We start from the raw sequence: 24,221 nt of genomic DNA on the forward strand, positions 1-24,221 counted from the left end.
GGGTACCCTGTCTGAGTTAACCTGTGTAGCTTAAGGCGACACAGGTACGAGTGAAATTCGGTTTCGCTAATCGCTATGATAGATAATGCTATAAAGTATAGCCATTGCTATAAATCAGGGCTAAGAAAGCCCTACTTATACAACGTATTTTAGTCACTCTACGTGTTGTGCAAATTACAGACAATAGATTTAAGTGAAATCCATGTGAATATTTTGGTTACAGGACGTGATCGCTGAGAGTTTTCTGAGAAATTTGGCGATAGTGAATACTTATATTGTGGATGAGATCTCGTTTTTCGGTAAGCCGTTACATAGAATACGCAGCAAAATACAATCCTCCTCAAATTTGGAGCAAACATGTCCCATATTTTGCAGTTTCTTTTAGCACTAGTGGTAGTCAGTGTGCTGGCCTTGCTGGTCAGCCACGACAGAAAAAGTATTCGGGTTCGCTACATTATTCAGCTTCTGGTTATCGAAATCATTCTGGCCTGGTTCTTCCTGAACTCAGAAGCCGGTCTGGGATTCGTCAAAGGCTTCGCCGGTTTCTTCGACCATCTTCTGAAATATGCGGCTCAGGGCACCAACTTTGTCTTTGGCAACATGAACGATAAAGGTCTGGCCTTCTTCTTCCTGAACGTCCTGTGTCCGATTGTGTTCATTTCGGCGCTGATCGGGATTCTTCAGCACTTCCGCATCCTGCCATGGGTGATTCGCGGCATCGGTACGGTGCTGTCTAAGATCAACGGCATGGGTAAACTGGAATCGTTTAACGCCGTAAGCTCTCTGATTTTGGGACAGTCTGAGAACTTTATTGCGTATAAAGACATTCTGGGCAAAATGTCACAGCGTCGTATGTACACGATGGCGGCGACCGCGATGTCCACCGTGTCCATGTCGATTGTAGGTGCCTACATGACCATGCTGCAGCCTAAGTATGTGGTTGCTGCGCTGGTGCTGAACATGTTCAGTACCTTTATTGTACTGTCGCTGATCAACCCTTACCGCGTCGATAACGAAGAAGACCTGCAGTTGCAGGATCTGCACCAGGGTCAGAGCTTCTTTGAAATGCTGGGCGAATATATCCTGGCCGGTTTCCGTGTAGCCATCATCGTCGCAGCAATGCTGATTGGTTTTATCGCCCTGATTTCTGGCCTGAATGCGCTGTTTGACTTCATTTTCGGTATCACGTTCCAGGGCGTGCTGGGTTACGTCTTCTATCCTTTTGCCTGGGTGATGGGCGTGCCATCAGGCGAAGCGCTGCAGGTTGGCAGCATCATGGCCACGAAACTGGTTTCCAATGAGTTTGTGGCGATGATGGATTTGCAGAAAATCGCCAGCCAGCTGTCGCCAAATGCCGAAGGTATTCTGTCGGTTTTCCTGGTGTCTTTTGCTAACTTCTCGTCTATCGGCATCGTCGCGGGCGCGATTAAAGGCCTGAATGAAGAGCAAGGCAACGTTGTTTCGCGCTTCGGTCTGAAACTGCTGTATGGCTCAACGCTGGTCAGCGTGCTGTCCGCAGCCATTGCAGGCCTGGTGCTGGCATTCTGATTCCGGGCTTACGCAACAGACAAGGCGAGCCAACTGGCTCGCCTTGTTGCTTTTAACCAGAGACGGTTTGACGCTTACGCTTTACCCTTCCTGAGTCACCCTGCTACTTTGCATTGACAGCAGTTTGCAGTCTGCCCCTTGCCACACAGTCCTCTCTCTTGTTAAAGGAGCGTTTATGGCGTTGGATGCCGAGGGTTACATCGCCGTTCCACCTGTGACCGCCTTTCAACCGGCGTTTCAGGCAATCGTTGACGATACTATTCATCAACTCCGTCTGACCGTCGGCGATGATCTTCACAGCCTGTGGCTCTATGGCAGCGTTGCGTTTGGCACAGCCGTCGAAGGGCAGTCTGATCTGGATGTCTGCCTTGTCTTTCGTCATCCGCTCGCGCCCGCTACGCGCGACAGCCTGGCGGCCGTAAAAGAGAGGCTTACGGCAAGGCATCCTGTCGTCAGTAAAATCGACGTTGATAAAGGCACGCTAAGTGAGGTGATGGATCCGAACAACCTTAATACATGGGGATACTGGCTAAAGCATCACTGCCGCTGCCTTTACGGTGAAGATTTATCGGTGCGTTTTAACCGGTTCAGACCCTCAAAAGCGCTGGCGAGGGCACTAAATGGCGATTTCACAAAGGTTTTAGACGAGTATGTCGCGAAACTGTCCTGCGCCTTGCCCGGCCGCCAGCAGTGGCAACGCGCCGCCGCCAGAAAAGTTATTCGCTCAACGAATATGCTGCGCCAGGATAGCGACGCGGACTGGCCTGCAACGCTTGCCGAGCATGTATCGCGCTTTGTTCTGCGTTATCCCGACCAGGAAGCTGCCATCGCCTTCTTTCTCGCCGAAAGTTATCAGCCCGGCGCATCAGCCAGGGAATTTATCTCGCAGCTTGACGCGTTCAGGGGATGGCTGGTTCAGCAGTTGGAACAATCGTAACGAGAACGTACGAGGGAAATATGAAAAGCGCCCGATAAAACGAGAAGGCGACGCAGGCTCAACTCACCCGTCCGTATGAGCCAGGCGGTGTTTTAAAATGAATAGTTAATTTACAGGTGAAACTGACAGGTTAACCCCTACTAACAGGATCGTTTTATCGATTATTAGCAACGCCCTCCCTGACTGGCACCCTTTGAATTCTTATTTCGTTAAAAGGATAAATCATCTCCCCATTAGCCAACGCCCTGCCTTTACTGATTCAGCAAACATTTTTACCGTCAGAGAATTTTTGTCTTGCTTAACTGGTTCAGTCGTAAACCATTTTCTGAAAAACCATGACATTTTCCAGGGATAGTCATTATCAATATTCAGTGTTGAACACCGATTTGAAACTGGTCAGAATACTGATCTAGCGCTTCAACTAAATCATCAAATTCTGCGTATTCCTGTAACCTGTCATTGATTTGAAGTGGAACGATGATGCCTGTTCGGGAGATGTGACTACAGACCAAAGCGGATTATTTTCACAAACCGCCACTAACATTCTGTGGAAAGGTATGAATAAAGTCACTCACTTGGTATTTTAGGGCTGCTTTGACCCTGACCCAAAATCCTGTTCCATTCATAAACACAATTCCGGCATGATTAATACTCCCCCGAGCGGACATAGAGCAGCGGGGAGAAAATGTAGTTGCCCGAAACGGGGATGAGGTAATTGTGATTATTTTTTATGTGGTATGTCATTGAGGGGATATGAGGTACACCCGCCCACAGTAGGATGAAGATTAAATAATTGTAAACCACTAATATTTTAGAATAAACCAACCATAATAAGGTATAATCTCTTACACATTACCCTGTGAGGGAGATTGATTTTCAATCAAATTTAAATAGCCTTTAATAGGATTAAAACACATATAATTAACTCATAAAAAATATCAATATTTTTTCAAAGCGCTGCTAATTAATATGATCCTCTTATCATACTATTGAATAAATCAATCAACGTTTTGCTTTGGGTAATCTCTACTTTGAGGATTTTTTGGTGGCTTCCCTTTTTGAGTTGTGATAAAAACTTAGTTGCTCTTGCCTCATGGAAGTCTTTACCTACAAAAAAATTATAATAAATAACAACCCCCTCAACTATGAAATACCAAGTTATTATTTTATGATTTTCACTAACTTTCTGTACAAAGTTAGATAATATATCTTTGATAATTTCATCTGAGATATGAAATGTACTATCAACAATTCTAAAAACTGAAACCTTGATAAAATGGTCTAACCTTAAGCCGCTAAGCTTGTTAATCCTTAGTTTCTTCTCCGCAATGCAATGTCTAAATAAATCATCTAAGCTCTCTGTGCCCTGCACAGTATCATAATAAGCGTCCTTTGCAATTGAAGCCCTCCAAAGGATACTGAATAGATAGAGGTAAAATTTTTCATACTGAAAAGATCCTATGATGATGTGGTCTGCATTTTTCCTGAAATTTTTGTGATCTCTTAATACTCTAATTCCGTACTGCTCGTAATTAATAGACAAAAATTGCTCACAATTCCTGCATAGCATAGGCTCTTTAGGGTCAAAATTGCCTACTAAGGATTTTATCCCATCTTCAAAAAGAACAATTTTACCATTTTCTTTTTTAAGCCGCTTAAAATAGCTTCTGGGGATAACGTGCGATTGTTGTAAATCACTTTCCGCTAAACATAATTTGCACATCCCTCTCATTATTTGTTCCTGTCAAATATTATAAAGCAACTATTCATAGATCCAACGACCTGCCTTTGCAGATTCAGCGAACATGCTTACTGTCAGAGGCTTCTTATTTTGTTTTACTGGCTCTTTTTTAAACCATTCATGGAAGAACCAAGGGGTTTTCCATGGGTAATAATTGTCAATATTCAACTTTGAAACATCGATATTGAATTGGTCAGAATACTTATTAATAGCTTCAACCAGATCATCAAATTCTGCGTATTCCTGTAACGTATCATTGATTTCAAGTGGAACGATTTTGAAGCTGAACGTTCTGACCTGCGGTAAATTTTGGCGAAAAAAATCCAAGACTTGCTCGTCAGTTACCATAACTTATCATTACCTCGTGCTATACGGTTGTAGTTAGTCGTGGCATTGAAAGCAATTTTTGATATGTCTGAAGCGACAATAACCCAGCCCAATATCGGCACAGTCCGTCCGACAAAAGCGCCAAGATTGGTAACGAATGAAAACCTCAATCTTTTTATGCTGGAATTAGTGAGTGTGGGAAGTCTGAAAGGAAGTTCAACATTGAGATAGCGTCTTGCTGTCTCTGAGATTAGGGAAGTGCCTTTAGTCGTCATTGTACCGCCAATTTTGCCACGTGTTGGACGATTTGGTTGTCCAACGATGATGAAAGTAGCAGCAGCAATATCTGATACCCCAAGTTGCTCATCTACAGCATCAAGAAATACCCAGAAAAACAACTCGCCTGCTGAAAGGTTAGATACACCTTTATAGAAGTACGTCCCGTTTAACTCTTCTGTTGTATCCATGCTAGCAGTCTCACAGATAAGATTGTTTTATCATATGAGTCAGTTTTGAAGGTGTCTATATAAAAAAACCATAGGAGCCAATAAGCCCCGTTGGTAATACTACCAACAAGCGGAGCGTAGCGACTTCATCAATTGTCCAGAATGACCACACCTTATCAGGATAACCGTGTACCCTTGCGGGAGCGTGGCTGAGACGCTGGCAGAGCCGGATCTGTAGCTACCGGAGCATTACCACCATAAACCTGTTTAGTGGCCGTGTATGGCCGCACATCCGGCTTAAATGCGTGTGATCAGACTGTTTTGTAAGAAGTGTTTTGAGACGGAGGCGCGTCATTAGCTTTCGAGTTTTGAACTGCTACCTGTTCGAGCTAGTAACTACAGGCCACAGGGATGTTATTCTCACAAATCGCCACTAACAACACTGTGGCAGTATATGAGTAAAGTCACTCACTCGAAATCTTTTAACTTATTGATTTTGAATAGAAAAAGATGATTGGTGGAGATAAGCGGGATCGAACCGCTGACCTCTTGCATGCCATGCAAGCGCTCTCCCAGCTGAGCTATACCCCCACATCTGGAAATCGTTTTTTCAGTGCCAAACTTTTGGGAGAAGTTTGGTGGAGCTAAGCGGGATCGAACCGCTGACCTCTTGCATGCCATGCAAGCGCTCTCCCAGCTGAGCTATAGCCCCGAACCGAAAAAACCGTCGTGTTACGCGACGGACGGCATAATATGAAACCCCCCAGGGAGTGTCAACGGCAAAATCACATTCTGTGTTTGATCGCTGAAAAAGACGGCAAACTTAACGCGATGACGTCCGTTTGCGCAGAAAAAGAGCTTGTTAATATGATGTAAGGTGTCTGGTCGGGGTTAAACCTTTTTGATCGGCGTTAAGTTAATGCATCGTTAAATATGTTATAGGAATTATCTTGTCTTCCCTGTAATGTCGTGTAAAACTTAGCCCGCTATTTAATACGGCTGCATGGTTTTCTCCAGCGCACCGTTCTTCAACCAGGCGTTTTCGCTCCACCACTAAAATCAATAGAGAATATATGTCGCTGCATACACCTAAAGAGATCGCCCAACTGGCGATTCAGGCAGGGGTGGCCAAAAGCCATGCCTCCATTAGCTCCCTTATCATTCTTGGTTTCATGGCCGGTGCCTTTATTGCTACAGGGTTCCTGCTGGATGTTCACGTCATTAACTCTTTACCCGCAGACTGGGGGTCATTTGGTGGCTTTTTAGGGGCTGCCGTGTTCCCGGTGGGATTGATCCTGACCATTCTGGCCGGGGGCGAGTTGCTAACGGGTAACATGATGACGCTGCCCATTGCCTGGTTTGCCCGCCGTGTTAGCGGTTACAGCGTATTACGTAACTGGTTCTGGGTAACGATTGCGAACTTCCTCGGCAGCATCGCGATTGCCTGGTTCTTTGGTCACATGCTGGCCATGACCGAAGGTGATTACCTGAAAAAAACGCTGGCGATTGCGAATGCGAAGGTGCATGCCGATTTCCTGCATGCCTTTATCTCCGGCATTGGCTGTAACTGGCTGGTGTGCCTGGCCGTCTGGCTGGCATTCGCCAGTAAAGATGTCGTCGGTAAAATTTTTGGCATGTGGTTCCCGGTGATGGCGTTCGTGGCGATTGGTTTCCAGCACGTTGTCGCCAACATGTTCATTATTCCTGCGGCGATTTTCGCCGGTCAGATGACCTGGGCTGAATACTTCCCGAATTTTGTGGCGGTATTTTTAGGTAATGCTGTAGGCGGTGCCGTCTTCGTGGGTCTGGCTTACTTCCTGGCGTTCCGCCCCGCTGCCGAACAGGCACACACTGCGCAATAATTCCTCATTGCCTTTTGTTGAGAGACAAAAGGCAATTTCGTTTTCCGTTACTTTCACCCGTTACGATTTCCTGTAATATGTATAGCTAATGTATTGAACAGGGACAGCATCGTGAAAAAGGAATGGCTTACTCCGGAAGAACTGGCAATCGAAACGGGCTACAGTCGGCAGACGGTGAACAAATGGATCAAACGCGAGAACTGGACGACGACGCCAAAACCCGGCGTTCAGGGCGGAAAAGCGAGACTGATCCACATTGATGAGCGCGTAAAAAGCTTCATTCAGTCGACACGTAATCTCAATGAACCTACAGGCAATTATACTCCTCCACCTAATTCATTACCTGCGTTATTAATAAGTTCTGTCCAGCAAATGAGTCAGAATGAACAGGATCAACTTATGGCCCTGATTTTGCGGGAAGGGATAAAAGGTGTGCTTGAGCGTCTGGGCATTCGTGAAGAATAAGAAAACCGGAAGCGCGAGGCTTCCGGTTTTTTTGCGCCGCTGACAATCACGTCCCGCGGCTCAGACTTTAGTCGGGTGTTGTCAGTAAGTGTCCTGATAACATCACCGCCAGCCGTCAAAGAGAAAGATTATTCGCTCTGCGCTTCGCGCTCAGCAATAAAGGCCAGCGCTTTCTCAATACGCTCAACGCTACGGCTGCGGCCAATCGCTTCGACCGTCACATCCAGTCCCGGTGACTGCCCTGCTCCGGTAACGGCTACACGCAATGGCATACCGACTTTACCCATACCGACGCCTAACTCATCGGCAGCCTGCTGGATAGCGGCATGCACCGTTTCGGCATTCCAGTCAGTCAATGCAGCCAGTTTATCGCGAACCAGTTCCAGTGGCTGGCGGGCGACCGGACGTAAATGCTTTTTCGCGGCATCCGCATCGAACTCTGTGAAGTCCTGGTAGAAATAGTGGCAGGATGCCGCCATCTCTTTCAGCGTTTTGCAACGTTCACCCAACAGCGTAACGAGTTTCGCCAGCTCCGGGCCGGTACGTGTATCAATATTTTGCTGTTCGATGTGCCATTGCAGATGCGTGGCAACGTACTCCGGTGGCAGCGCATTAATATAATGATGATTTAACCACTGCAGTTTTTCCGTATTAAAGGCGCTGGCAGATTTGCTCACCGCGTCCAGGCTAAACAGCTCTGTCATTTCTTTAACGGAGAACACTTCCTGATCGCCATGGGACCAGCCCAGACGCACCAGATAGTTGAGCAGCGCTTCCGGCAGGTACCCATCATCACGGTACTGCATAACACCGACTGCACCATGGCGCTTAGACAGTTTTTTACCGTCATCGCCCAGGATCATGGAAACATGCGCATAAACCGGTACCTGAGCCCCGATGGCTTTCAGAATGTTGATCTGACGTGGTGTGTTATTGATATGGTCTTCACCGCGCACAACATGCGTAATGCCCATATCCCAGTCATCAACCACGACACAGAAGTTGTAGGTTGGCGAGCCGTCGGTACGGCGAATAATCAGGTCGTCCAGTTCCTGATTACTGAATTCAATCGGGCCACGAATCTGGTCATCAAAAATGACCGAGCCTTCCTGCGGGTTACGGAAGCGCACCACATGAGGCTCGTCTGCGGCATGGTGCTCGTGGCTGTCGCGGCAACGGCCGTCGTAACGCGGTTTTTCACCGTTCGCCATTTGGGTTTCACGCAGCGTTTCGAGACGCTCTTTAGAGCAGTAGCATTTATAAGCCGTGCCTGCTTCCAGCATTTCATCAATGACGGCGTTGTAGCGATCAAAGCGTTTGGTCTGATAATACGGGCCTTCATCCCAGTCCAGACTCAGCCAGTTCATACCATCCATAATGGCTTCAATGGCTTCCGGTGTTGAACGCTCCAGATCGGTATCTTCGATGCGCAGCACAAACTCGCCCTGATGATGACGAGCAAAGAGCCATGAATAGAGTGCGGTACGAGCACCGCCTACATGTAAAAAGCCAGTAGGGCTTGGCGCGAAGCGAGTTTTGATTTTCATTCAGTATTGCCTTAAATGCGCGGGTTCTTGTCTGGATGACAAAAAACAGGTTAGACGCGAAAACAGTGCGCACATTCTAGCATCTGATGATGAATCCTCAATGCATGCAACGTAGCAGAGCGGCAGCAAAGCCCGCATTTCTGCTAAGAAAACCAGCATATTGGATAAAATCCCTGCGAGATGTTTAAAATTAAACCGAACGCACAATTAAGTTTTAAAAAGCGTTGACTCAAAATCAACTATCCCTATAATGCGACTCCACACAGCGGGGGTGATTAGCTCAGTTGGTAGAGCATCTCCCTTACAAGGAGGGGGTCGGCGGTTCGAACCCGTCATCACCCACCACTCTTAAGAAGGTTTAAGATGGCCCGCAGTGACAAGAGATAAGATATGGGTGATTAGCTCAGTTGGTAGAGCATCTCCCTTACAAGGAGGGGGTCGGCGGTTCGAACCCGTCATCACCCACCATATCTTAGTCAGATGACACTCTTGTGAAGCAGTACCGAAGTGGGTGATTAGCTCAGTTGGTAGAGCATCTCCCTTACAAGGAGGGGGTCGGCGGTTCGAACCCGTCATCACCCACCACTTCGGGTCGTTAGCTCAGTTGGTAGAGCAGTTGACTTTTAATCAATTGGTCGCAGGTTCGAATCCTGCACGACCCACCAATGTAGAAAGGCGCCCTAAAGGCGCCTTTTTGCTATGCGCAAAAAGTGCAGGATGAGAACCTGCTGCAGGTTCGACTGAATCGCGCAGCGATTCAGGCTGATGCGCCAGCATCACCCGAAGGGCGAGGCCCGCCGGGCCGAAGGCTATCCTGCACGACCCACCAATGTAGAAAGGCGCCCTAAAGGCGCCTTTTTGCTATGCGCAAAAAGTGCAGGATGAGAACCTGCAGCAGGTTCGACTGAATCGCACAGCGATTCAGGCTGTCACCCGAAGGGCGAGGCCCGCCGGGCTGAAGACTATCCTGCACGACCCACCAAATTCAGGAAAAAGCGCCTGAAGGCGCTTTTTTCGTTTCTGCGCTCCGATGCCTGACGTGCGGAATGAGAATCTGCCGCAGGTTCAGTTACCCGCCCTGCTTTTTCCCACTGCCGAAATAATGAAACCAACAGCCGTATCCGCCACCGTTACCCGTCTACTCAACTGAATGGTAAGGACTAACGTTAATCTGTAAAAATCTTTTCGTAAATTTAACATTTTGAGGCATTAAGCTTTTGCCGCGCGCATCCGATAACCTAAAACGTCTAATTGCAAGGAGATCATCATGACAACTATTTCAACCAGCACACCGAGCATCGGCAGTGGCTCAACGTCAGATACGACAAGCGCGTCATCAGACACGGCAGCACAAATTGCCAGCCTGAATAAGCAGATTTCGCGCCTGAACGACCAGTTAAAAAGTCTGGGCGATGATAAAACACTGACCACCGAAGAAAAGAAGAAGCAGCAGGATACAATCAAAGCGCAGATTCAGGTTTTAGAAGCGCAAATCCAGCAGCTGCAACGCAAAGAGCAACAAAAAGCCGAAGCGAAACAGGCGGAAAAAGAAGGTAAAACCGTGTCAGCCGACGGCGTCAATCGCCCTACCCAAAATAATCAGCTCGACGTCTATATTTAAAACGCAGGACTGGAAGCACGTTGTTGCGTCAGCAGAGCTCCCTGCTGACGCACCTCCTGCCATATGGCCTCGCCCGCAGGCGTTAACGAGCGATTCTTGCGCTTAATTAATGTCAGGCTGCGATTGATCTCAGGATAGAGACGTCTTACCGTTAACGCGCGCCCCGCAGGAAGCGGTAACGCCAGCGCGGGTAAAATGCTGATCCCGATACCTGCATCCACCATAGGAAACAGCGTGGCCGGATGACCGATTTCCTGAACCACATTGATACTGATGTTCTGCTGACGTAACGCCGCGTCAATTAATATCCGGCTGCCCGACGCATAATCCTGAAGCACCATCGTACGTCCCTCCAACATCGGCCACCTTGCCTGCCCGACCTCAGCAAGCGGATCATCCTCCCGGCACAGCAGTAAAAAGGGTTCATCCAGTATGGCGCAGCAGTCGAATTCACTGTCATTCAGCGGGCCAATCACAATGCCAAAATCGACCTCGGCGTGACGTACGCTCTGAAGCACGGCCTGCTGCACCCGATCGTGCAGGATGATCTTTATTTCCGGGTAGCTCTGCTGACTGGCGGCAAGGCATTGCGGCATCAGGTGGGCTGAGATCGTCTGACTCGCCGCGATGCGTACCGTACCACTGCGTTGTTCGCCATAGCTACGAATATCCAGCAGCGTGGTGTTTATCTCTTCCAGCAACCTTTCCATACGTGAAGCCAGCTGCTGCCCGGCTTCGGTCAGCACCACCTCGCGCGTCGTGCGATCCAGCAAGCGGACGCCCGTTTCCGCTTCCAGCTCTTTAATGCTGTGGCTGACCGCAGACTGACTCAGCCCAATCGCCTGCCCTGCCTGGCTAAAGCCACCATAATGCGCAACGGCCACAAAGGTGCGTAACTGACGTAGGGAGTAATTCATTAATTTCTCGCATAGATTCATTTAATAAATCAATTTTATTTCTAAACCCTCATCACGCACAATCACTCCAGACTTAATTTAACCGGATTTTAACGATGGGATTTCTCCGTATTGACCCGATGATGATCAAGCTGATCATCACTGTACTTCTGGCCTCTTTCATTCCGGCGAGAGGCGGCTTCGTGGACTTTTTCACGTACCTGACCACCGCCGCCATCGCCCTGCTGTTCTTCATGCACGGTGCCAAACTGTCACGCGAAAAAATCATCGCAGGCAGCAGCCACTGGCGGCTTCACCTTTGGATCATGTGCAGTACGTTTGTTATGTTCCCGGCGCTGGGGCTGCTGATTGTCTGGTGGCATCCGGTTAACGTCGGCGCAGAAATTTATACCGGCTTCCTTTACCTCTGCATTTTGCCTGCCACCGTCCAGTCGGCCATCGCCTTCACCTCAATGGCTGGCGGCAATGTGGCTGCGGCGGTGTGCAGCGCATCGGCATCCAGCCTGTTAGGTGTTTTCGTCTCCCCGCTGCTGGTTAATCTGGTGATGGACGTCAACAGTAACGGACCAGGCGATGGCCTTGAGCAGGTGGGTAAAATCATGCTGCAACTGTTAGTGCCGTTTGTTTTAGGTCATCTGTCACGCCGCTGGATTAGCGGTTGGGTGGAAAGGAACCGTAGCCTGATTGGCATCACCGATCAGACGTCCATTCTGTTGGTGGTTTATTCCGCGTTCAGCGAAGCGGTGGTGAACGGCATCTGGAAACGCGTCGGGATTGATACGCTGCTGTGGATTCTGGCGGGCTGCATTCTGCTCCTGACGCTGGTGCTGATTATTAACTATCTTGCTGCGCGCCTGTTTGGCTTCAGTCGTCCCGATGAAATCGTGGTGTTGTTCTGTGGCTCGAAAAAGAGCCTGGCGAACGGCGTGCCAATGGCCAATATCCTGTTCCCCGCCAGCGCGGTGGGTATCATCGTCCTGCCACTGATGATTTTTCACCAGGTTCAGTTGATGGTGTGCTCGTTTATTGCCGGACGCTACAAGCGAACCAATGCGTTGCAGGCGGAGAAAAGCAAAGCGGCTGTCGTGGAATCGCAGAAATAACGGAAACACGTTCAGACAAGCGGCCTCATGCGAGGCCGCGAACTCAGTCACCGCGCTTTAAAGGTTTAACTAACCCTTCCAGCCCTTCAATTTTTATCGCCAGGGTAAGCTGCATCAGCTCCCCCAAACGGCCAGCCGGAAACTCGCCGCTGCGGGCGAACCACAGCAGATAGGGCTCTGGCAAATCAATCAGCATCCGGCCTTTATATTTGCCAAACGGCATGGCCGTATTCGCAATCTCGATCAGCGCCTGCTTATCCATCTCAGGCACCGAGTCGCCGGATCATTTCGGCTTCATCAATGATCTCGATGCCCAGCTCCTGCGCTTTTGCCAGCTTCGAACCCGCAGCTTCTCCTGCGATCAGCAAATCGGTTTTCTTCGATACGCTGCCGCTGACTTTGGCACCGAGTTCGATGAGTCGCGCTTTGGCATCGTCCCGGTTCATCTGCGAGAGTGAGCCCGTTAACACTACGGTCTTGCCTGCAAACGGACTGTCGATCTCGCCGGGGTTCACCGCCACCACCTGGGGCCAGTGGATACCAATATCTTCAACCAGCTGCCGGATCACCTCGCGGTTGCTCTCTTCTTCCATGAAGTGACGTACGTGCTTCGCGACGACCGTGCCCACATCCTGAACCGCAATCAGCGCGTCCAGATCGGCATCCATGACCTTTTGCAGATCGCCAAAATGACTGGCCAGGTTTGCCGCCGTGGCTTCGCCGACTTCGCGAATACCCAGCGCATAGAGGAAACGCGCCAGCGTAGTGGATTTGGCTTTTTCCAGCGCGTCGACCACATTCTGCGCCGACTTCGCGCCCATACGATCTAACCCGGTCAGGGTTTCACGGCTGAGCCGGAACAGATCGGCCGGGGTTTTGACGTACTCTTTCTCGACCAGTTGATCGATAATCTTGTCACCCATGCCGTCAACGTCCATGGCGCGCCGCGACACAAAATGCTTCAGCGCTTCTTTGCGCTGTGCGCCACAGATTAAGCCACCGGTACACCGCGTGACCGCCTCGCCCTCAACGCGTTCAACATCGGAACCGCATACCGGGCACTGAGAGGGAAACACGATCTCACGGGCATTGTCAGGCCGTTCGGTGGTTACAACGTTGACCACCTGAGGAATCACATCGCCGGCACGACGAATCACGACTTTGTCGCCAATGCGCAGGCCAAGGCGTTCAATTTCATCGGCATTATGCAATGTGGCATTGCTGACCATCACGCCTGCCACCTGAACGGGTTCCAGCCGCGCAACAGGTGTAATAGCGCCCGTCCGCCCCACCTGGAACTCGACGTCACGCACAATCGTCATCTGCTCCTGCGCAGGAAACTTGAACGCCACGGCCCAGCGCGGCGCGCGCGCGACAAAGCCCAGCTTTTCCTGCAATTCCTGCGAATCGACTTTAATCACCACCCCGTCGATATCAAAACCCAGCGTGGCCCGCTCTGATTCAACCTCGTGATAAAACGCCAGCGCTTCATCGGCGTTCTGCACCAGACGAATACGGTCACTGACCGGCAGGCCCCAGGCTTTGAACTGTTGCAGTCGCGCCATGTGGCTGCGGGGCATCTCGCCCCCTTCCAGCAGGCCCAGTCCATAGCAGAAGAACGTTAGCGGTCGTTTCGCGGTGATACGGGGATCCAGCTGGCGCAACGAGCCCGCTGCCGCATTGCGTGGATTGGCAAAGACTTTGCCCTCCGTACGGCGCGCCTCGGCATTGAGTTTTTCAAAGCCGCTTTGCGTCATAAACACCTCTCCCCGCACTTCTACTCTGGCGGGAATATTGTCCCCTTTGAGGCGCAGCGGAATGGCACGAATCGTCCGCACATTCGTCGTGATATTTTCGCCTGTTGTGCCATCGCCGCGCGTCGCCGCGCGCGTTAATAAGCCATCTTCATACAACAGGCTGACCGCCAGGCCATCCAGTTTGAGTTCACAGCAATAGGTGAGATCGTCGGTGCTTTTCAGACGATCCTGGACGCGCTTATTGAAGGCCCTGAAACTGGCTTCATCGAACGCGTTATCCAGTGACAGCATCGGCACTTCATGGCGTACCTGCTCAAATACCATCAACGGGGCGGCCCCTACGCGCTGCGTGGGAGAATCAGGCGTGATCAGATCAGGATGCTGTGCTTCCAGATCCCGCAGTTCCCGCATGAGGCGATCATATTCCGCATCCGGCACTTCCGGCGCGTCCATAACGTGATACAGATATTCGTGATGGCGCAACGTGGTGCGCAGTTCAGTGATGTGTTCCTGGACGGATTTCATATAACCCCATCAGATAAAAAACCCCCGACAGGCGGGGGTTCATCATAATAATTTGAAAAAGTGTGGATTACTCGCGGGATTCGACCACATCGCGGATACGCGCTTTGTAAGTTTCCAGCTTTTGCGGCGTCATCATCCGGCGTTCGTCATCCAGTACCACACCGCCCACATCGTCCGCGATACGCTGCGCGGACTGTAGCATCAGCTTAAAGTTCTGATTCGCATCGCCATACGACGGCACCATCATGAAAATGGAGACGCCGGGCGTGGTGAAGTCGGTCATTTCGTCAGGATTGAAGGAGCCGGGTTTCACCATGTTAGCCAGACTAAACAGCACAGGACCGCTGCCTGCCGGGCTGAGATGACGATGGAAAATGTTCATTTCACCAAACTGAAAACCGGCCTGCAAAATGCCCTGTAGCAAGGCTTCACCATTCAGCTGACCGCCTGAGTGCGCCGCGACATGCAGCACAAGCACCGCTTCTTTGGGCTTACTGCTGGTCTGCGGACGAGGTTCAGGTTGTTTCGGCTGCGGCGGCGGACTGACCACCTCAGGCTCTGGCTCATAGTCAGGCTCAGGTTCGGCCTGATAAACAGGATTAGGCTGAACGCTGTCCAGCGGATCGCTATCCAGCAACGGATCGGCCTGAACCGGCGGTGCGGTAAAGGCTGGTGGCTGGCGAGTCGGTGCAGGCCGTTGTGGCGCACGTTCCGGTTGCGGCGCCGGGTCAAAAAGAGGATCGCTTTCAGGCTGCGGCGCAGAAGGCTGACGCGGGCGCTCCTTAACAGGCTCACGCCGCACTTCAGGCTGTGGCTCGCGGATGTCGTCAAAATGAGGCTCCTGGTGCCCGCGCGTATTACGCACACGCACTTCACCGACGCCGTCATCAACGTCGTCGGTCAGCGTCTCATCATCATGTTCATCACGTTGTTTCAAACGTTTGTGCGGGCGATCGCGGAAGACTGAAGAGCGTTCTTTACGGCTGGTCCACAGTCCGTGAATAAGAAGCGCTATAATGGCGATCGCGCCAACAACGATTAATATCAGACGCAAATCCTGCATCATTGTATTCTCTGTTGTTCCAATACCTTGCCACCGCGGCAAACTTTATTCTCTAACTGTATTTGCCCTGCCAGATAAGTGCAAGTCTGTGCAGTATTTTCTCACAAATAAGATAGCTTACCGCCACTTTTTCGTTGTTTTTTTACCCAAACGGCACCTGGTCAGCAGAAAAAGCCAGGTTATAGTAGGCGCGCCTTAACATCTTCAGGAGAACTGGCTCGATGGCTGTGAATAATTCCGTTTCCTCTTTTAATGGCGTGCACTATTTTAGCCAGGGCTGGAAGCTAATCAGGTTACCGGGCATACGGCGCTTCGTCATCGTTCCCTTGCTGGTCAACATCCTGCTGCTAGGTGGCGCCTTTGTCTGGTTATTTTTCCGTCTTGACGAGTGGATCCCCAAACTGATGTCGCATGTGCCGGACTGGCTGCAATGGCTCAGCTATGTGCTGTGGCCGCTGTCGGTGATTTCGGTGGTGCTGGTGTTTAGCTATTTCTTTTCAACGATAGCCAACCTGATTGCCGCGCCGTTTTGCGGCCTGCTGGCGGAACAACTTGAGGGGCGGCTGACGGGTAAACCACTGCCTGACAGCGGCTGGCTGGGCATGGTTAAAGACGTGCCGCGCATCATGAAACGCGAATTACAAAAGCTGGGCTACTACCTGCCCCGCGCACTGGGCCTGTTATTACTTTATTTAGTTCCGGGTTTTGGGCAGACGGTGGCACCCGTGCTGTGGTTTATGTTCAGCGCCTGGATGTTGTCTGTTCAGTATTGCGACTATCCTTTCGATAACCATAAAGTCAGTTTTCAGCAGATGCGTCATGCCTTACGCCAGCACAAGACAGCCAATATGCAGTTTGGCGCGCTGGTGAGCCTCTTTACAATGATTCCCGTGGTGAACCTGGCCATTATGCCGGTCGCCGTGTGCGGGGCCACCGCGATGTGGGTTGATCGCTACCGGGCGAACCTGGCTCGTGAAAGCCTGCGCTGAACATATCAACTATCCTTATGCAATTTTCGGCAGGTCTTATCGCCATGAGACATATAGATATATGATTTCTTTCCTTCCGCCACGGGGCAGAACAGGTATGCTCAGAGGGTTCCCAATAATTCATACAGTTAAGGACAGGCTATGAGTAAGATCTATGAAGACAACTCTTTGACAATTGGTCATACGCCGCTGGTTCGACTGAACCGCATCGGTAACGGCCGCATCCTTGCGAAGGTTGAGTCCCGTAACCCGAGCTTCAGTGTGAAATGCCGTATCGGTGCCAACATGATTTGGGACGCAGAAAAACGCGGTATTCTTAAGCAAGGTATTGAACTGGTTGAACCGACCAGCGGTAACACCGGTATTGCATTAGCCTACGTGGCCGCCGCGCGCGGTTACAAACTGACGCTGACCATGCCGGACACCATGTCTGTTGAGCGCCGTAAGTTGCTTAAAGCCCTGGGCGCAAATCTGGTCCTGACCGAAGGCGCAAAAGGCATGAAAGGCGCGATCGCCAAAGCCGAAGAGATCGTGGCCAGCGATCCCGACAAGTATTTGCTGCTGCAGCAGTTCAGTAACCCGGCCAACCCGGAAATTCACGAGAAAACCACCGGTCCCGAAATTTGGGAAGACACGGATGGTGAAGTGGATGTGTTCATTGCCGGTGTGGGGACCGGCGGCACGCTGACAGGCGTAAGCCGTTACATCAAAAACACCCAGGGTAAGAAATCCTTGATCACCGTGGCCGTAGAACCCACTGACTCACCGGTGATTGCGCAGGCGATGGCGGGCGAAGAGCTGAAACCCGGCCCGCATAAGATTCAGGGGATTGGCGCGGGCTTTATTCCGGGTAACCTGGATTTGGCGCTGATCGATTTAGCTGTCGGCATCACTAATGATGAAGCGATCGCCACGGCCCGTCGCCTGATGGAAGAAGAAGGCATTCTGGCAGGTATCTCTTCGGGTGCCGCCGTTGCCGCCGCGCTGAAGTTGCAGGAAGATGAAGCCTACGCCAACAAAAACATCGTTGTCATTCTTCCTTCTTCCGGTGAGCGCTATCTCAGCACCGCGCTGTTCGCCGATCTTTTCACGGAAAAAGAGCTGCAATAGCCCGTAGTTCGCCTTGGACAAACGCTTAAAAAGCACCCTGACGGGTGCTTTTTTGTGGCGCAGATCTCACTTTTACCATGCAGCCAATTGATTTCAGTCGTGTGGCTCTGGTATTTAGACTGCCAATTATTTCGATGCCTGAAATTAATCCTCCTTTGAAGTGGATCAAGCTGAATCAAGTTTCAGATTTAGTGAAAGGGCGAATCACGGCATAATTACCCGGTGACGTGCTCAACTCGTGTTTTGACACGCAGCGGGAATGAAACACTCATTCAAGCGCATTTGTTCGATTGTAAGTTGTATACCCGCGCACCTACACAGGCTAAAGTTACGGCTCCAGGCTAGACTTTAGATCCATAACACTCATCCTGAAAACGTTGGGGAAATAGAATGTTCCAGCAAGAAGTTACCATTACCGCACCAAACGGACTGCATACTCGCCCTGCTGCGCAATTTGTCAAAGAAGCTAAAGCCTTCCAGTCAGAAATCACCGTGACCTCCAACGGCAAATCGGCCAGCGCCAAAAGCCTGTTTAAGCTGCAGACTCTGGGTCTGACTCAGGGCACCGTTGTCACACTTTCTGCGGAAGGTGAAGATGAGCAAAAAGCCGTAGAGCATCTGGTTAAGCTGATGGCGGAACTGGAGTAATCTCCTTTCTGCTCCGCTTAAAACGACTCTTCTGCGCCATTGTGTGCAACATCTTGATCGCGGACAACCTGTCCGCGTTATTGCTTTCGTAGAGTACGTGTCACACGACTATGGCAACGCAACGAGTCCAGTCAGCCATCGTGATAAAAAGGTAGGGTTATGATTTCAGGCATTTTAGCATCACCAGGTATCGCTTTCGGCAAAGCTCTGCTGCTGAAAGAAGACGAGATCGTCATCAACCGTAAAAAAATTTCAGATGACCAGGTTGAGCAGGAGGTTCAGCGCTTTCTGCAAGGGCGTAGCAAAGCGGCTGAGCAACTTGAAGCTATTCGTATCAAAGCCAGCGAATCCCTGGGTGAAGAAAAAGCAGCCATCTTCGAAGGCCACATTATGTTGCTGGAAGACGAAGAGCTGGAGCAGGAAATCATCGACCTGATCAAAAAAGATCACGCCACTGCTGATGCTGCTGTGAACTCCGTCATCGACGCCCAGGCAAAAGCCCTGGAGGAGCTGGACGACGAATACCTGAAAGAGCGTGCGGCAGACGTGCGTGACATCGGTAAGCGTCTGCTGCAAAACATTTTAGGTCTGCACATTGTCGACCTGAGCGCAATCCAGGAAGAATCTATTCTGGTGGCGAAAGATTTAACGCCATCCGAAACCGCACAGCTGAATCTGAAAAAGGTGCTGGGCTTTATTACCGATTTGGGTGGCCGTACCTCGCACACCTCAATCATGGCACGCTCATTAGAAATCCCGGCGATTGTCGGCACCGGTAACGTGACCGCCACCATCAAAAACGGCGATTTCATCATCCTGGACGGGGTGAACAATGCGATTCACGTTAATCCGTCTGAGGCGGTTCAGGAAGAGCTGAAAGCGGTTCAGAATCAGTATCTGTCTGAAAAACATGAGCTGGCGAAGCTGAAAGATCTGCCGGCTGTTACGCTGGATGGCCACCAGGTTGAAGTCTGCGCCAACATCGGTACGGTACGCGATATCGCCGGTGCCGAGCGCAACGGCGCAGAAGGTGTTGGCCTGTACCGCACTGAGTTCCTGTTTATGGATCGCGACTCACTGCCGACCGAAGAAGAGCAGTTCCAGGCGTATAAAGCGGTCGCAGAAGCCATGGGATCGCAGGCCGTGATCGTCCGTACCATGGATATTGGCGGTGATAAAGACCTGCCTTACATGAACCTGCCTAAAGAAGAAAACCCGTTCCTGGGCTGGCGCGCCATCCGTATTGCGATGGATCGTAAGGAAATTCTGCATGCACAGCTGCGTGCTATCTTACGTGCCTCTTCTTTCGGTAAGCTGCGCATCATGTTCCCGATGATCATTTCGGTTGAAGAAGTGCGTACGCTGAAAGCGGAACTGGAGCTGCTGAAAGCGCAGTTACGCGAAGAAGGTAAAGCGTTTGACGAGTCAATCGAAGTGGGCATTATGGTGGAAACGCCTGCCTCTGCCGTGATTGCACGTCACCTGGCGAAAGAAGTCGACTTCTTTAGCATTGGGACAAACGATTTGACGCAGTATACTCTTGCAGTAGATCGTGGTAATGATTTGATTTCGCACCTGTATAACCCGATGACGCCTTCGGTACTGAACCTCATCAAGCAAGTCATTGATGCGTCTCATGCTGAAGGTAAATGGACTGGCATGTGTGGTGAGCTGGCAGGTGACGAACGTGCTACACTACTGTTACTGGGAATGGGGCTGGACGAATTCAGCATGAGTGCCATTTCTATCCCTGGCATCAAGAAAATTATTCGTAATACACATTTCGAAGATGCGAAGGCGTTGGCAGAGCAGGCACTGGCTCAACCTACGGCGGAAGACTTGATGAACCTGGTGAACAAGTTCATTAAAGAAAAAACGCTCTGCTGATCCACGAGATGCTGGCCCCAAATTACTGCTTAGGAGAAGATCATGGGTTTGTTTTCTAAACTTTTTGGCGAAAAAACAGATAGCGCTGGGACAATTGATATCGTAGCGCCTCTGTCTGGCGAAATCGTGAATATTGAAGACGTACCAGATGTGGTGTTTGCAGAAAAAATCGTGGGTGACGGTATTGCGATCAAACCAAGCGGCAACAAAATGGTTGCGCCGGTTGATGGGACTATCGGCAAGATTTTCGAAACCAACCATGCCTTTTCAATCGAATCCGATAATGGCATTGAGCTGTTCGTGCATTTCGGCATCGATACCGTCGAACTGAAAGGCGAAGGCTTCAAACGCATCGCCGAAGAAGGTCAGAAGGTTAAAAAAGGCGACGTGGTGATCGAATTCGATCTGCCGCTGCTGGAAGAGAAAGCAAAATCCACACTGACCCCTGTTGTCATTTCCAATATGGATGAAATCAAGGATTTGACAAAACTGTCTGGTCAGGTCGTCGTGGGTGAAACCCCGGTGATTCGCATCAAAAAGTAATACACAAACGGCACCTCAGGGTGCCGTTCTCTTATGCTTCACGTCTCTGCTTAATGCGGCTGCCAGCGGGGCAAACGCAGTGTCAGCTCCAGTCCGCCTTCAGGCCGGTTAACCGCCCTGACCTCGCCATGATGCGCCAGTACCACTTTACGCACAATTGCCAGCCCCAGCCCGTAGCCTTTACCCAGTAACGGCGAATTGACCCGGACAAAGGGATCAAAGATGCTGGACAGCTTATTCTCATCGACGCCTGGCCCCTGATCCCGCACCTGAATCGCCAGCCACTGTTGCTCAACCTGCAGGCTGACCTCAATGCGCTGACCCGGCAGCGAAAAGCGTAAAGCATTACGCAGCACGTTCTCAATGCCTCGCCGGCATAACTCAGCATTCCCGCGTACGGTATGATCGGCCTGCTCATCAACGTTAAACACGACCTCGACGCCGGGGATCTGCGCTTCATAACGGAGATCGGTAACCACCGCCTCTAATAAGCCGGCCAAATCAAAATAGTGTTCGCCCGGCACACTTTCATGCTCGGCACGCGCCAGGGTTAACAGTTCACCAATCATCTTATCCAGCCGCTGTGCCTCTTCATCGATGCGATCCAGCGAGTCATTCACGTTTTCTGGCCGCTGTCGCGCCAGGCCCGTTGCCAGCTGCAGACGGGCAAGCGGCGAGCGCAGTTCATGAGAGATGTCATGAAGCAGGGCTTCACGGGCACGCACCAACGTGTCCAGGCGTTCAACCATGGCATCGAACGCCTGCGCCACGCTGGAGAGCTCGTCATGACGCTTACGCAGCGCAGGATAGAGCCTGATGCTTAAGTCGCCATTGGCTACCCGCGAAAAACCTTCACGCAGTTGTCGCATAGGGCGCGTCAGGTTCCATGCCAGCAGCAGGCTAAACAGCAACCCCACAGACCCGGCGAAAATGAACATGGGCTCCGGAATATTCAGGAAATTATGTGGCCGCCCCTCCCGGCTCATTGTGCGTATGCCTTTCAGATCGTACAGCAGTTCATAGCTCTTGCCGTCCGGGCTCTGTGCCTGGCGCACAAGATGGTCGGGAAAAAAGGATTTTTCGGGCGTTTCGGGCGCAAGCGGCGGTGCCTCTGCGTTGCGGAGATTATCCAGTGCGCGTACATGCAAAAACGCCCGATCTTCCGGGGCCCACTCCGCCATCATCGCATCCAGCGCTGACGGGCCGCCCCGCTCCAGCACCGACACGGCTGACGCCATCAGCGCGTCAGCCAGCCGCTGGGTGACCAAATATTCAGGGGGATGATGCCGCGTACCGGAAAGTGAGAAACCCAGCCAGATCAGCTGACTGATAATCAGGAAAACCAGCCAGAACCCCAGCAGGATCTTCCAGAACATGCGCCCACGGTAAGTTTGATTCATCGAATGCGATAACCAATGCTGCGAACGGTTTCGATGGTGATGCTGTCGGCGGTGAGCGCGCTGAGCTTCTGACGGATATTACTGATATGCACATCCACGCTGCGATCGTACGCTTCACGCGGTCGTCCCAGGCCTTTCTCAGACAGCTCGTCTTTCGTCACCACCCGGTCCGGTGAACGCAGCAGCAAATCCAGCAGATTAAATTCAGAGGCGGTCAGATCAAAGGCTTTCCCCTGCCATTCCGTCACGCGGTTGGCCGCATTGAGTGTTAACTCTCCCCATTGCAGCGTCTCTTTTTTATCCTGCAGAGGCGCATGCTCCTCAATCCGACGCAGTACGGCACGCAAGCGCGCCACCAACTCACGGGGATAACACGGCTTGGGCATATAGTCATCGGCCCCCATTTCCAGGCCGATAACCCGATCAATATTGTCGCCCTTGGCCGTCAGCATAATCACCGGCAGACGGCTTTGCTGGCGCACCTGCCGCAGGACATCGGTGCCGCTCATATCCGGCAGCATAATATCCAGAATCATGGCGCTGTACTCACCGGACAGCGCCCCCTGCACACCGGCAGTGCCGGTTAACACCAGTTGCGTATCAAAGCCTTCCGTGATCAGATACTGGCTCAGCATCGTGCCTAATTCTACGTCGTCATCTACCAGCAGGATTTTCATTGTTATCTCTCTTACGTCACTGGCGCTATTTTGAACCGGGCCAGCGAAACGCGCAGCCAGTTTTACGCGATCCTTACAGATGCCAGTAAGCTTAGCCAAATAAACAAGACTCAGGCAGCCGACGGCGCAGCATAAGCCTTCAGAGGGCGTAATGGCTGCGTGGCGTTACTGATAAACGCCGGTAGAGAGATAGCGATCGCCACGGTCACAAACAATGGCCACCACGACGCTTCCAGGATGGGCGCTGGCAATACGCAGCGCGCCCGCGACCGATCCGCCTGAGCTGACGCCGCAGAAAATACCTTCACGCCGGGCCAGCGCCCGCATGGTCTCTTCGGCTTCCTGCTGCCCCATATCAATTACCTCATCCACCAACTCGGGCCGGTAAATGCCGGGCAAATACGCCTGAGGCCAGCGGCGAATCCCAGGAATGCTACTGCCTTCTTTAGGCTGCAGGCCAATCACTTTCACGCCCGTCTTATGTTCTTTTAAAAACCGCCCTACGCCGGTAATCGTGCCGGTGGTGCCCATACTGGAGACAAAATGCGTCATGCGCTGATTCGACTGGGCCCACAGCTCCGGTCCCGTGGTCTGGTAGTGGCCCAGTGGATTGTCTGGGTTATTAAACTGGTCCAGCACCGTTCCCTCACCGCGCGCCGCCATCGCCTGGGCTAAATCACGCGCGCCCTCCATGCCCTGCTCCCGACCTATCAGGACTAACTCGGCCCCATAGGCACGCATCGCATCCTGCCGCTCCTGGCTCATATTATCCGGCATCAGTAAGCGCAACCGGTAGCCTTTCATCGCCGCGATCATCGCCAGCGCGATACCGGTGTTGCCACTGGTGGCCTCAATCAGCTGATCGCCCGGTGTTATCTCGCCTCGCCGTTCCGCCTGATGAATCATTGACCAGGCTGCGCGATCTTTGACGGAACCGGCGGGGTTGTTGCCCTCCAGTTTCAGCCAGATCTCACTGCCATTGTCAGGCGTCAGGCGCTGTAACCTGATAAGCGGTGTATTACCGATTGTGTGTTCCAGAGTGGTCACGGTGCATATCCTGGCGAAACGATACCGTTACGAATCAGGCCAGAGCCTGAGGTATGGCGGT

At 51.3% G+C, this 24,221-nt stretch carries 23 protein-coding genes, 6 tRNA genes and 2 other RNA genes; 17 read left to right on the forward strand and 14 right to left on the reverse strand.

What is annotated here, in order from left to right:
• The first annotated feature begins 357 nt into the window (after positions 1–357).
• Both C1N64_RS17335 and C1N64_RS17340 read left to right on the forward strand, forming a co-directional pair.
• Positions 358–1,548 carry a NupC/NupG family nucleoside CNT transporter gene (locus C1N64_RS17335; RefSeq protein WP_006120376.1) on the forward strand — a complete coding sequence of 397 codons (1,191 nt, stop codon included), beginning with the start codon at positions 358–360 and terminating at the stop codon, positions 1,546–1,548.
• 175 nt (positions 1,549–1,723) lie between these two features.
• Complete coding sequence (locus tag C1N64_RS17340; RefSeq protein WP_172912880.1) at positions 1,724–2,485, forward strand: nucleotidyltransferase domain-containing protein; 762 nt, start codon at positions 1,724–1,726, stop codon at positions 2,483–2,485.
• Positions 2,486–2,707: 222 nt separating this feature from the next.
• On the opposite strand, the gene C1N64_RS17345 is transcribed toward C1N64_RS17340, so the two are convergent.
• From C1N64_RS17345 to C1N64_RS17370, 6 genes are all read right to left on the reverse strand, one after another.
• Positions 2,708–2,827: a DUF1493 family protein gene (locus tag C1N64_RS17345; protein ID WP_080577421.1), complete on the reverse strand. Its 120-nt coding sequence runs from the start codon at positions 2,825–2,827 to the stop codon at positions 2,708–2,710.
• 622 nt (positions 2,828–3,449) lie between these two features.
• Positions 3,450–4,217, reverse strand: a complete 768-nt coding sequence (locus tag C1N64_RS17350; RefSeq protein ID WP_394515035.1) for a hypothetical protein — start codon at positions 4,215–4,217, stop codon at positions 3,450–3,452.
• A gap of 30 nt (positions 4,218–4,247) precedes the next feature.
• Positions 4,248–4,574 carry a DUF1493 family protein gene (locus C1N64_RS17355; protein ID WP_058707736.1) on the reverse strand — a complete coding sequence of 109 codons (327 nt, stop codon included), beginning with the start codon at positions 4,572–4,574 and terminating at the stop codon, positions 4,248–4,250.
• Positions 4,568–5,020, reverse strand: a complete 453-nt coding sequence (locus C1N64_RS17360) for an STM2901 family protein (RefSeq protein WP_164482383.1) — start codon at positions 5,018–5,020, stop codon at positions 4,568–4,570. The genes C1N64_RS17355 and C1N64_RS17360 overlap by 7 nt, the downstream gene beginning before the upstream one ends.
• Positions 5,021–5,514: 494 nt before the next feature.
• Positions 5,515–5,590 (reverse strand) — tRNA-Ala (locus tag C1N64_RS17365).
• 45 nt (positions 5,591–5,635) lie between these two features.
• A tRNA-Ala gene (locus C1N64_RS17370) sits at positions 5,636–5,711 on the reverse strand.
• Positions 5,712–6,072: 361 nt separating this feature from the next.
• Here C1N64_RS17370 and C1N64_RS17375 point away from each other — a divergent pair.
• Both C1N64_RS17375 and C1N64_RS17380 read left to right on the forward strand, forming a co-directional pair.
• Positions 6,073–6,861 (forward strand): formate/nitrite transporter family protein, encoded by a 789-nt coding sequence (locus C1N64_RS17375; RefSeq protein ID WP_006120379.1) that lies wholly within the window; start codon positions 6,073–6,075, stop codon positions 6,859–6,861.
• Positions 6,862–6,972: 111 nt separating this feature from the next.
• The gene (locus C1N64_RS17380; RefSeq protein WP_033740792.1) at positions 6,973–7,326 is read left to right on the forward strand and encodes a YfeC-like transcriptional regulator; all 354 of its coding nucleotides are present in this window, start codon (positions 6,973–6,975) and stop codon (positions 7,324–7,326) included.
• A gap of 128 nt (positions 7,327–7,454) precedes the next feature.
• On the opposite strand, the gene gltX is transcribed toward C1N64_RS17380, so the two are convergent.
• The gene (gene gltX, locus C1N64_RS17385) at positions 7,455–8,873 is read right to left on the reverse strand and encodes a glutamate--tRNA ligase (RefSeq protein ID WP_058707734.1); all 1,419 of its coding nucleotides are present in this window, start codon (positions 8,871–8,873) and stop codon (positions 7,455–7,457) included.
• A gap of 269 nt (positions 8,874–9,142) precedes the next feature.
• Between gltX and C1N64_RS17390 the strand changes: the two genes are divergently transcribed.
• The 7 genes from C1N64_RS17390 (at position 9,143) to C1N64_RS17420 (ending at position 10,494) form a co-directional block, all read left to right on the forward strand.
• Positions 9,143–9,218: transfer RNA gene (locus tag C1N64_RS17390), tRNA-Val, on the forward strand.
• A 47-nt stretch (positions 9,219–9,265) separates the two neighbouring features.
• Positions 9,266–9,341: transfer RNA gene (locus C1N64_RS17395), tRNA-Val, on the forward strand.
• Between the two features lie 41 nt (positions 9,342–9,382).
• A tRNA-Val gene (locus tag C1N64_RS17400) sits at positions 9,383–9,458 on the forward strand.
• Positions 9,459–9,462: 4 nt separating this feature from the next.
• Positions 9,463–9,538 (forward strand) — tRNA-Lys (locus C1N64_RS17405).
• Between the two features lie 31 nt (positions 9,539–9,569).
• A non-coding RNA gene (locus C1N64_RS17410) (RtT sRNA) lies at positions 9,570–9,702 on the forward strand.
• Positions 9,703–9,733: 31 nt separating this feature from the next.
• Positions 9,734–9,855: non-coding RNA, RtT sRNA (locus tag C1N64_RS17415), on the forward strand.
• Between the two features lie 285 nt (positions 9,856–10,140).
• Positions 10,141–10,494: a FlxA-like family protein gene (locus C1N64_RS17420; RefSeq protein ID WP_006117791.1), complete on the forward strand. Its 354-nt coding sequence runs from the start codon at positions 10,141–10,143 to the stop codon at positions 10,492–10,494.
• Here the strand turns inward: C1N64_RS17420 and C1N64_RS17425 are convergent.
• Positions 10,491–11,411, reverse strand: coding sequence for a LysR family transcriptional regulator (locus tag C1N64_RS17425; RefSeq protein ID WP_033740794.1), 921 nt, complete (start codon positions 11,409–11,411; stop codon positions 10,491–10,493). The two genes, C1N64_RS17420 and C1N64_RS17425, sit on opposite strands and share 4 nt — an antisense overlap.
• Positions 11,412–11,506: 95 nt before the next feature.
• Between C1N64_RS17425 and C1N64_RS17430 the strand changes: the two genes are divergently transcribed.
• Entirely contained in the window at positions 11,507–12,514 is a 1,008-nt protein-coding gene (locus C1N64_RS17430; RefSeq protein ID WP_006117793.1) for a bile acid:sodium symporter family protein, read from the forward strand.
• A 43-nt stretch (positions 12,515–12,557) separates the two neighbouring features.
• Here the strand turns inward: C1N64_RS17430 and C1N64_RS17435 are convergent, their stop codons facing one another.
• From C1N64_RS17435 to zipA, 3 genes are all read right to left on the reverse strand, one after another.
• Positions 12,558–12,776 (reverse strand): DUF3820 family protein, encoded by a 219-nt coding sequence (locus tag C1N64_RS17435; protein WP_039339860.1) that lies wholly within the window; start codon positions 12,774–12,776, stop codon positions 12,558–12,560.
• A gap of 1 nt (position 12,777) precedes the next feature.
• A complete protein-coding gene (gene ligA / locus C1N64_RS17440; protein WP_054633376.1) occupies positions 12,778–14,796 on the reverse strand; it encodes an NAD-dependent DNA ligase LigA in 2,019 nt (672 codons plus the stop codon).
• Positions 14,797–14,863: 67 nt separating this feature from the next.
• Positions 14,864–15,862, reverse strand: coding sequence for a cell division protein ZipA (zipA, locus tag C1N64_RS17445; protein ID WP_033740799.1), 999 nt, complete (start codon positions 15,860–15,862; stop codon positions 14,864–14,866).
• Positions 15,863–16,080: 218 nt separating this feature from the next.
• On the opposite strand from zipA, the gene cysZ reads away from it, so the two are divergent.
• The 5 genes from cysZ to crr all read left to right on the forward strand — a co-directional run bounded on the left by cysZ (position 16,081) and on the right by crr (position 21,036).
• Positions 16,081–16,848, forward strand: coding sequence for a sulfate transporter CysZ (gene cysZ / locus C1N64_RS17450; protein WP_054633375.1), 768 nt, complete (start codon positions 16,081–16,083; stop codon positions 16,846–16,848).
• A gap of 141 nt (positions 16,849–16,989) precedes the next feature.
• Entirely contained in the window at positions 16,990–17,958 is a 969-nt protein-coding gene (gene cysK, locus C1N64_RS17455; RefSeq protein WP_033740801.1) for a cysteine synthase A, read from the forward strand.
• Positions 17,959–18,348: 390 nt separating this feature from the next.
• Positions 18,349–18,606 (forward strand): phosphocarrier protein Hpr, encoded by a 258-nt coding sequence (gene ptsH, locus C1N64_RS17460; RefSeq protein WP_003848868.1) that lies wholly within the window; start codon positions 18,349–18,351, stop codon positions 18,604–18,606.
• Positions 18,607–18,765: 159 nt separating this feature from the next.
• Positions 18,766–20,493: a phosphoenolpyruvate-protein phosphotransferase PtsI gene (gene ptsI, locus C1N64_RS17465; RefSeq protein WP_006117799.1), complete on the forward strand. Its 1,728-nt coding sequence runs from the start codon at positions 18,766–18,768 to the stop codon at positions 20,491–20,493.
• A 42-nt stretch (positions 20,494–20,535) separates the two neighbouring features.
• Complete coding sequence (crr, locus tag C1N64_RS17470; protein ID WP_006117800.1) at positions 20,536–21,036, forward strand: PTS glucose transporter subunit IIA; 501 nt, start codon at positions 20,536–20,538, stop codon at positions 21,034–21,036.
• Positions 21,037–21,086: 50 nt separating this feature from the next.
• On the opposite strand, the gene C1N64_RS17475 is transcribed toward crr, so the two are convergent.
• From C1N64_RS17475 to cysM, 3 genes are all read right to left on the reverse strand, one after another.
• Positions 21,087–22,436, reverse strand: a complete 1,350-nt coding sequence (locus C1N64_RS17475; RefSeq protein ID WP_006117801.1) for an ATP-binding protein — start codon at positions 22,434–22,436, stop codon at positions 21,087–21,089.
• The gene (locus tag C1N64_RS17480) at positions 22,433–23,113 is read right to left on the reverse strand and encodes a response regulator transcription factor (RefSeq protein ID WP_006117802.1); all 681 of its coding nucleotides are present in this window, start codon (positions 23,111–23,113) and stop codon (positions 22,433–22,435) included. The genes C1N64_RS17475 and C1N64_RS17480 overlap by 4 nt, the downstream gene beginning before the upstream one ends.
• A 165-nt stretch (positions 23,114–23,278) precedes the next feature.
• Positions 23,279–24,160: a cysteine synthase CysM gene (gene cysM, locus C1N64_RS17485; protein ID WP_006117803.1), complete on the reverse strand. Its 882-nt coding sequence runs from the start codon at positions 24,158–24,160 to the stop codon at positions 23,279–23,281.
• Positions 24,161–24,221 lie beyond the last annotated feature (61 nt).

The sequence above is a fragment of the Pantoea sp. SGAir0215 genome (assembly GCF_043543215.1).

Coding starts and splice junctions, on each gene's coding strand:
- C1N64_RS17335 (WP_006120376.1), top strand. CDS start 358: ATGTCCCATATTTTGCAGTTTCTTTTAGCACTAGTGGTAGTCAGTGTG.
- C1N64_RS17340 (WP_172912880.1), top strand. CDS start 1,724: ATGGCGTTGGATGCCGAGGGTTACATCGCCGTTCCACCTGTGACCGCC.
- C1N64_RS17345 (WP_080577421.1), bottom strand. CDS start 2,827: ATGTCATGGTTTTTCAGAAAATGGTTTACGACTGAACCAGTTAAGCAA.
- ptsH (WP_003848868.1), top strand. CDS start 18,349: ATGTTCCAGCAAGAAGTTACCATTACCGCACCAAACGGACTGCATACT.
- C1N64_RS17350 (WP_394515035.1), bottom strand. CDS start 4,217: ATGAGAGGGATGTGCAAATTATGTTTAGCGGAAAGTGATTTACAACAA.
- cysZ (WP_054633375.1), top strand. CDS start 16,081: ATGGCTGTGAATAATTCCGTTTCCTCTTTTAATGGCGTGCACTATTTT.
- C1N64_RS17375 (WP_006120379.1), top strand. CDS start 6,073: ATGTCGCTGCATACACCTAAAGAGATCGCCCAACTGGCGATTCAGGCA.
- cysK (WP_033740801.1), top strand. CDS start 16,990: ATGAGTAAGATCTATGAAGACAACTCTTTGACAATTGGTCATACGCCG.
- C1N64_RS17430 (WP_006117793.1), top strand. CDS start 11,507: ATGGGATTTCTCCGTATTGACCCGATGATGATCAAGCTGATCATCACT.
- C1N64_RS17480 (WP_006117802.1), bottom strand. CDS start 23,113: ATGAAAATCCTGCTGGTAGATGACGACGTAGAATTAGGCACGATGCTG.
- crr (WP_006117800.1), top strand. CDS start 20,536: ATGGGTTTGTTTTCTAAACTTTTTGGCGAAAAAACAGATAGCGCTGGG.
- C1N64_RS17355 (WP_058707736.1), bottom strand. CDS start 4,574: ATGGTAACTGACGAGCAAGTCTTGGATTTTTTTCGCCAAAATTTACCG.
- C1N64_RS17475 (WP_006117801.1), bottom strand. CDS start 22,436: ATGAATCAAACTTACCGTGGGCGCATGTTCTGGAAGATCCTGCTGGGG.
- C1N64_RS17360 (WP_164482383.1), bottom strand. CDS start 5,020: ATGGATACAACAGAAGAGTTAAACGGGACGTACTTCTATAAAGGTGTA.
- zipA (WP_033740799.1), bottom strand. CDS start 15,862: ATGATGCAGGATTTGCGTCTGATATTAATCGTTGTTGGCGCGATCGCC.
- gltX (WP_058707734.1), bottom strand. CDS start 8,873: ATGAAAATCAAAACTCGCTTCGCGCCAAGCCCTACTGGCTTTTTACAT.
- ligA (WP_054633376.1), bottom strand. CDS start 14,796: ATGAAATCCGTCCAGGAACACATCACTGAACTGCGCACCACGTTGCGC.
- C1N64_RS17435 (WP_039339860.1), bottom strand. CDS start 12,776: ATGGATAAGCAGGCGCTGATCGAGATTGCGAATACGGCCATGCCGTTT.
- C1N64_RS17420 (WP_006117791.1), top strand. CDS start 10,141: ATGACAACTATTTCAACCAGCACACCGAGCATCGGCAGTGGCTCAACG.
- ptsI (WP_006117799.1), top strand. CDS start 18,766: ATGATTTCAGGCATTTTAGCATCACCAGGTATCGCTTTCGGCAAAGCT.
- C1N64_RS17425 (WP_033740794.1), bottom strand. CDS start 11,411: ATGAATTACTCCCTACGTCAGTTACGCACCTTTGTGGCCGTTGCGCAT.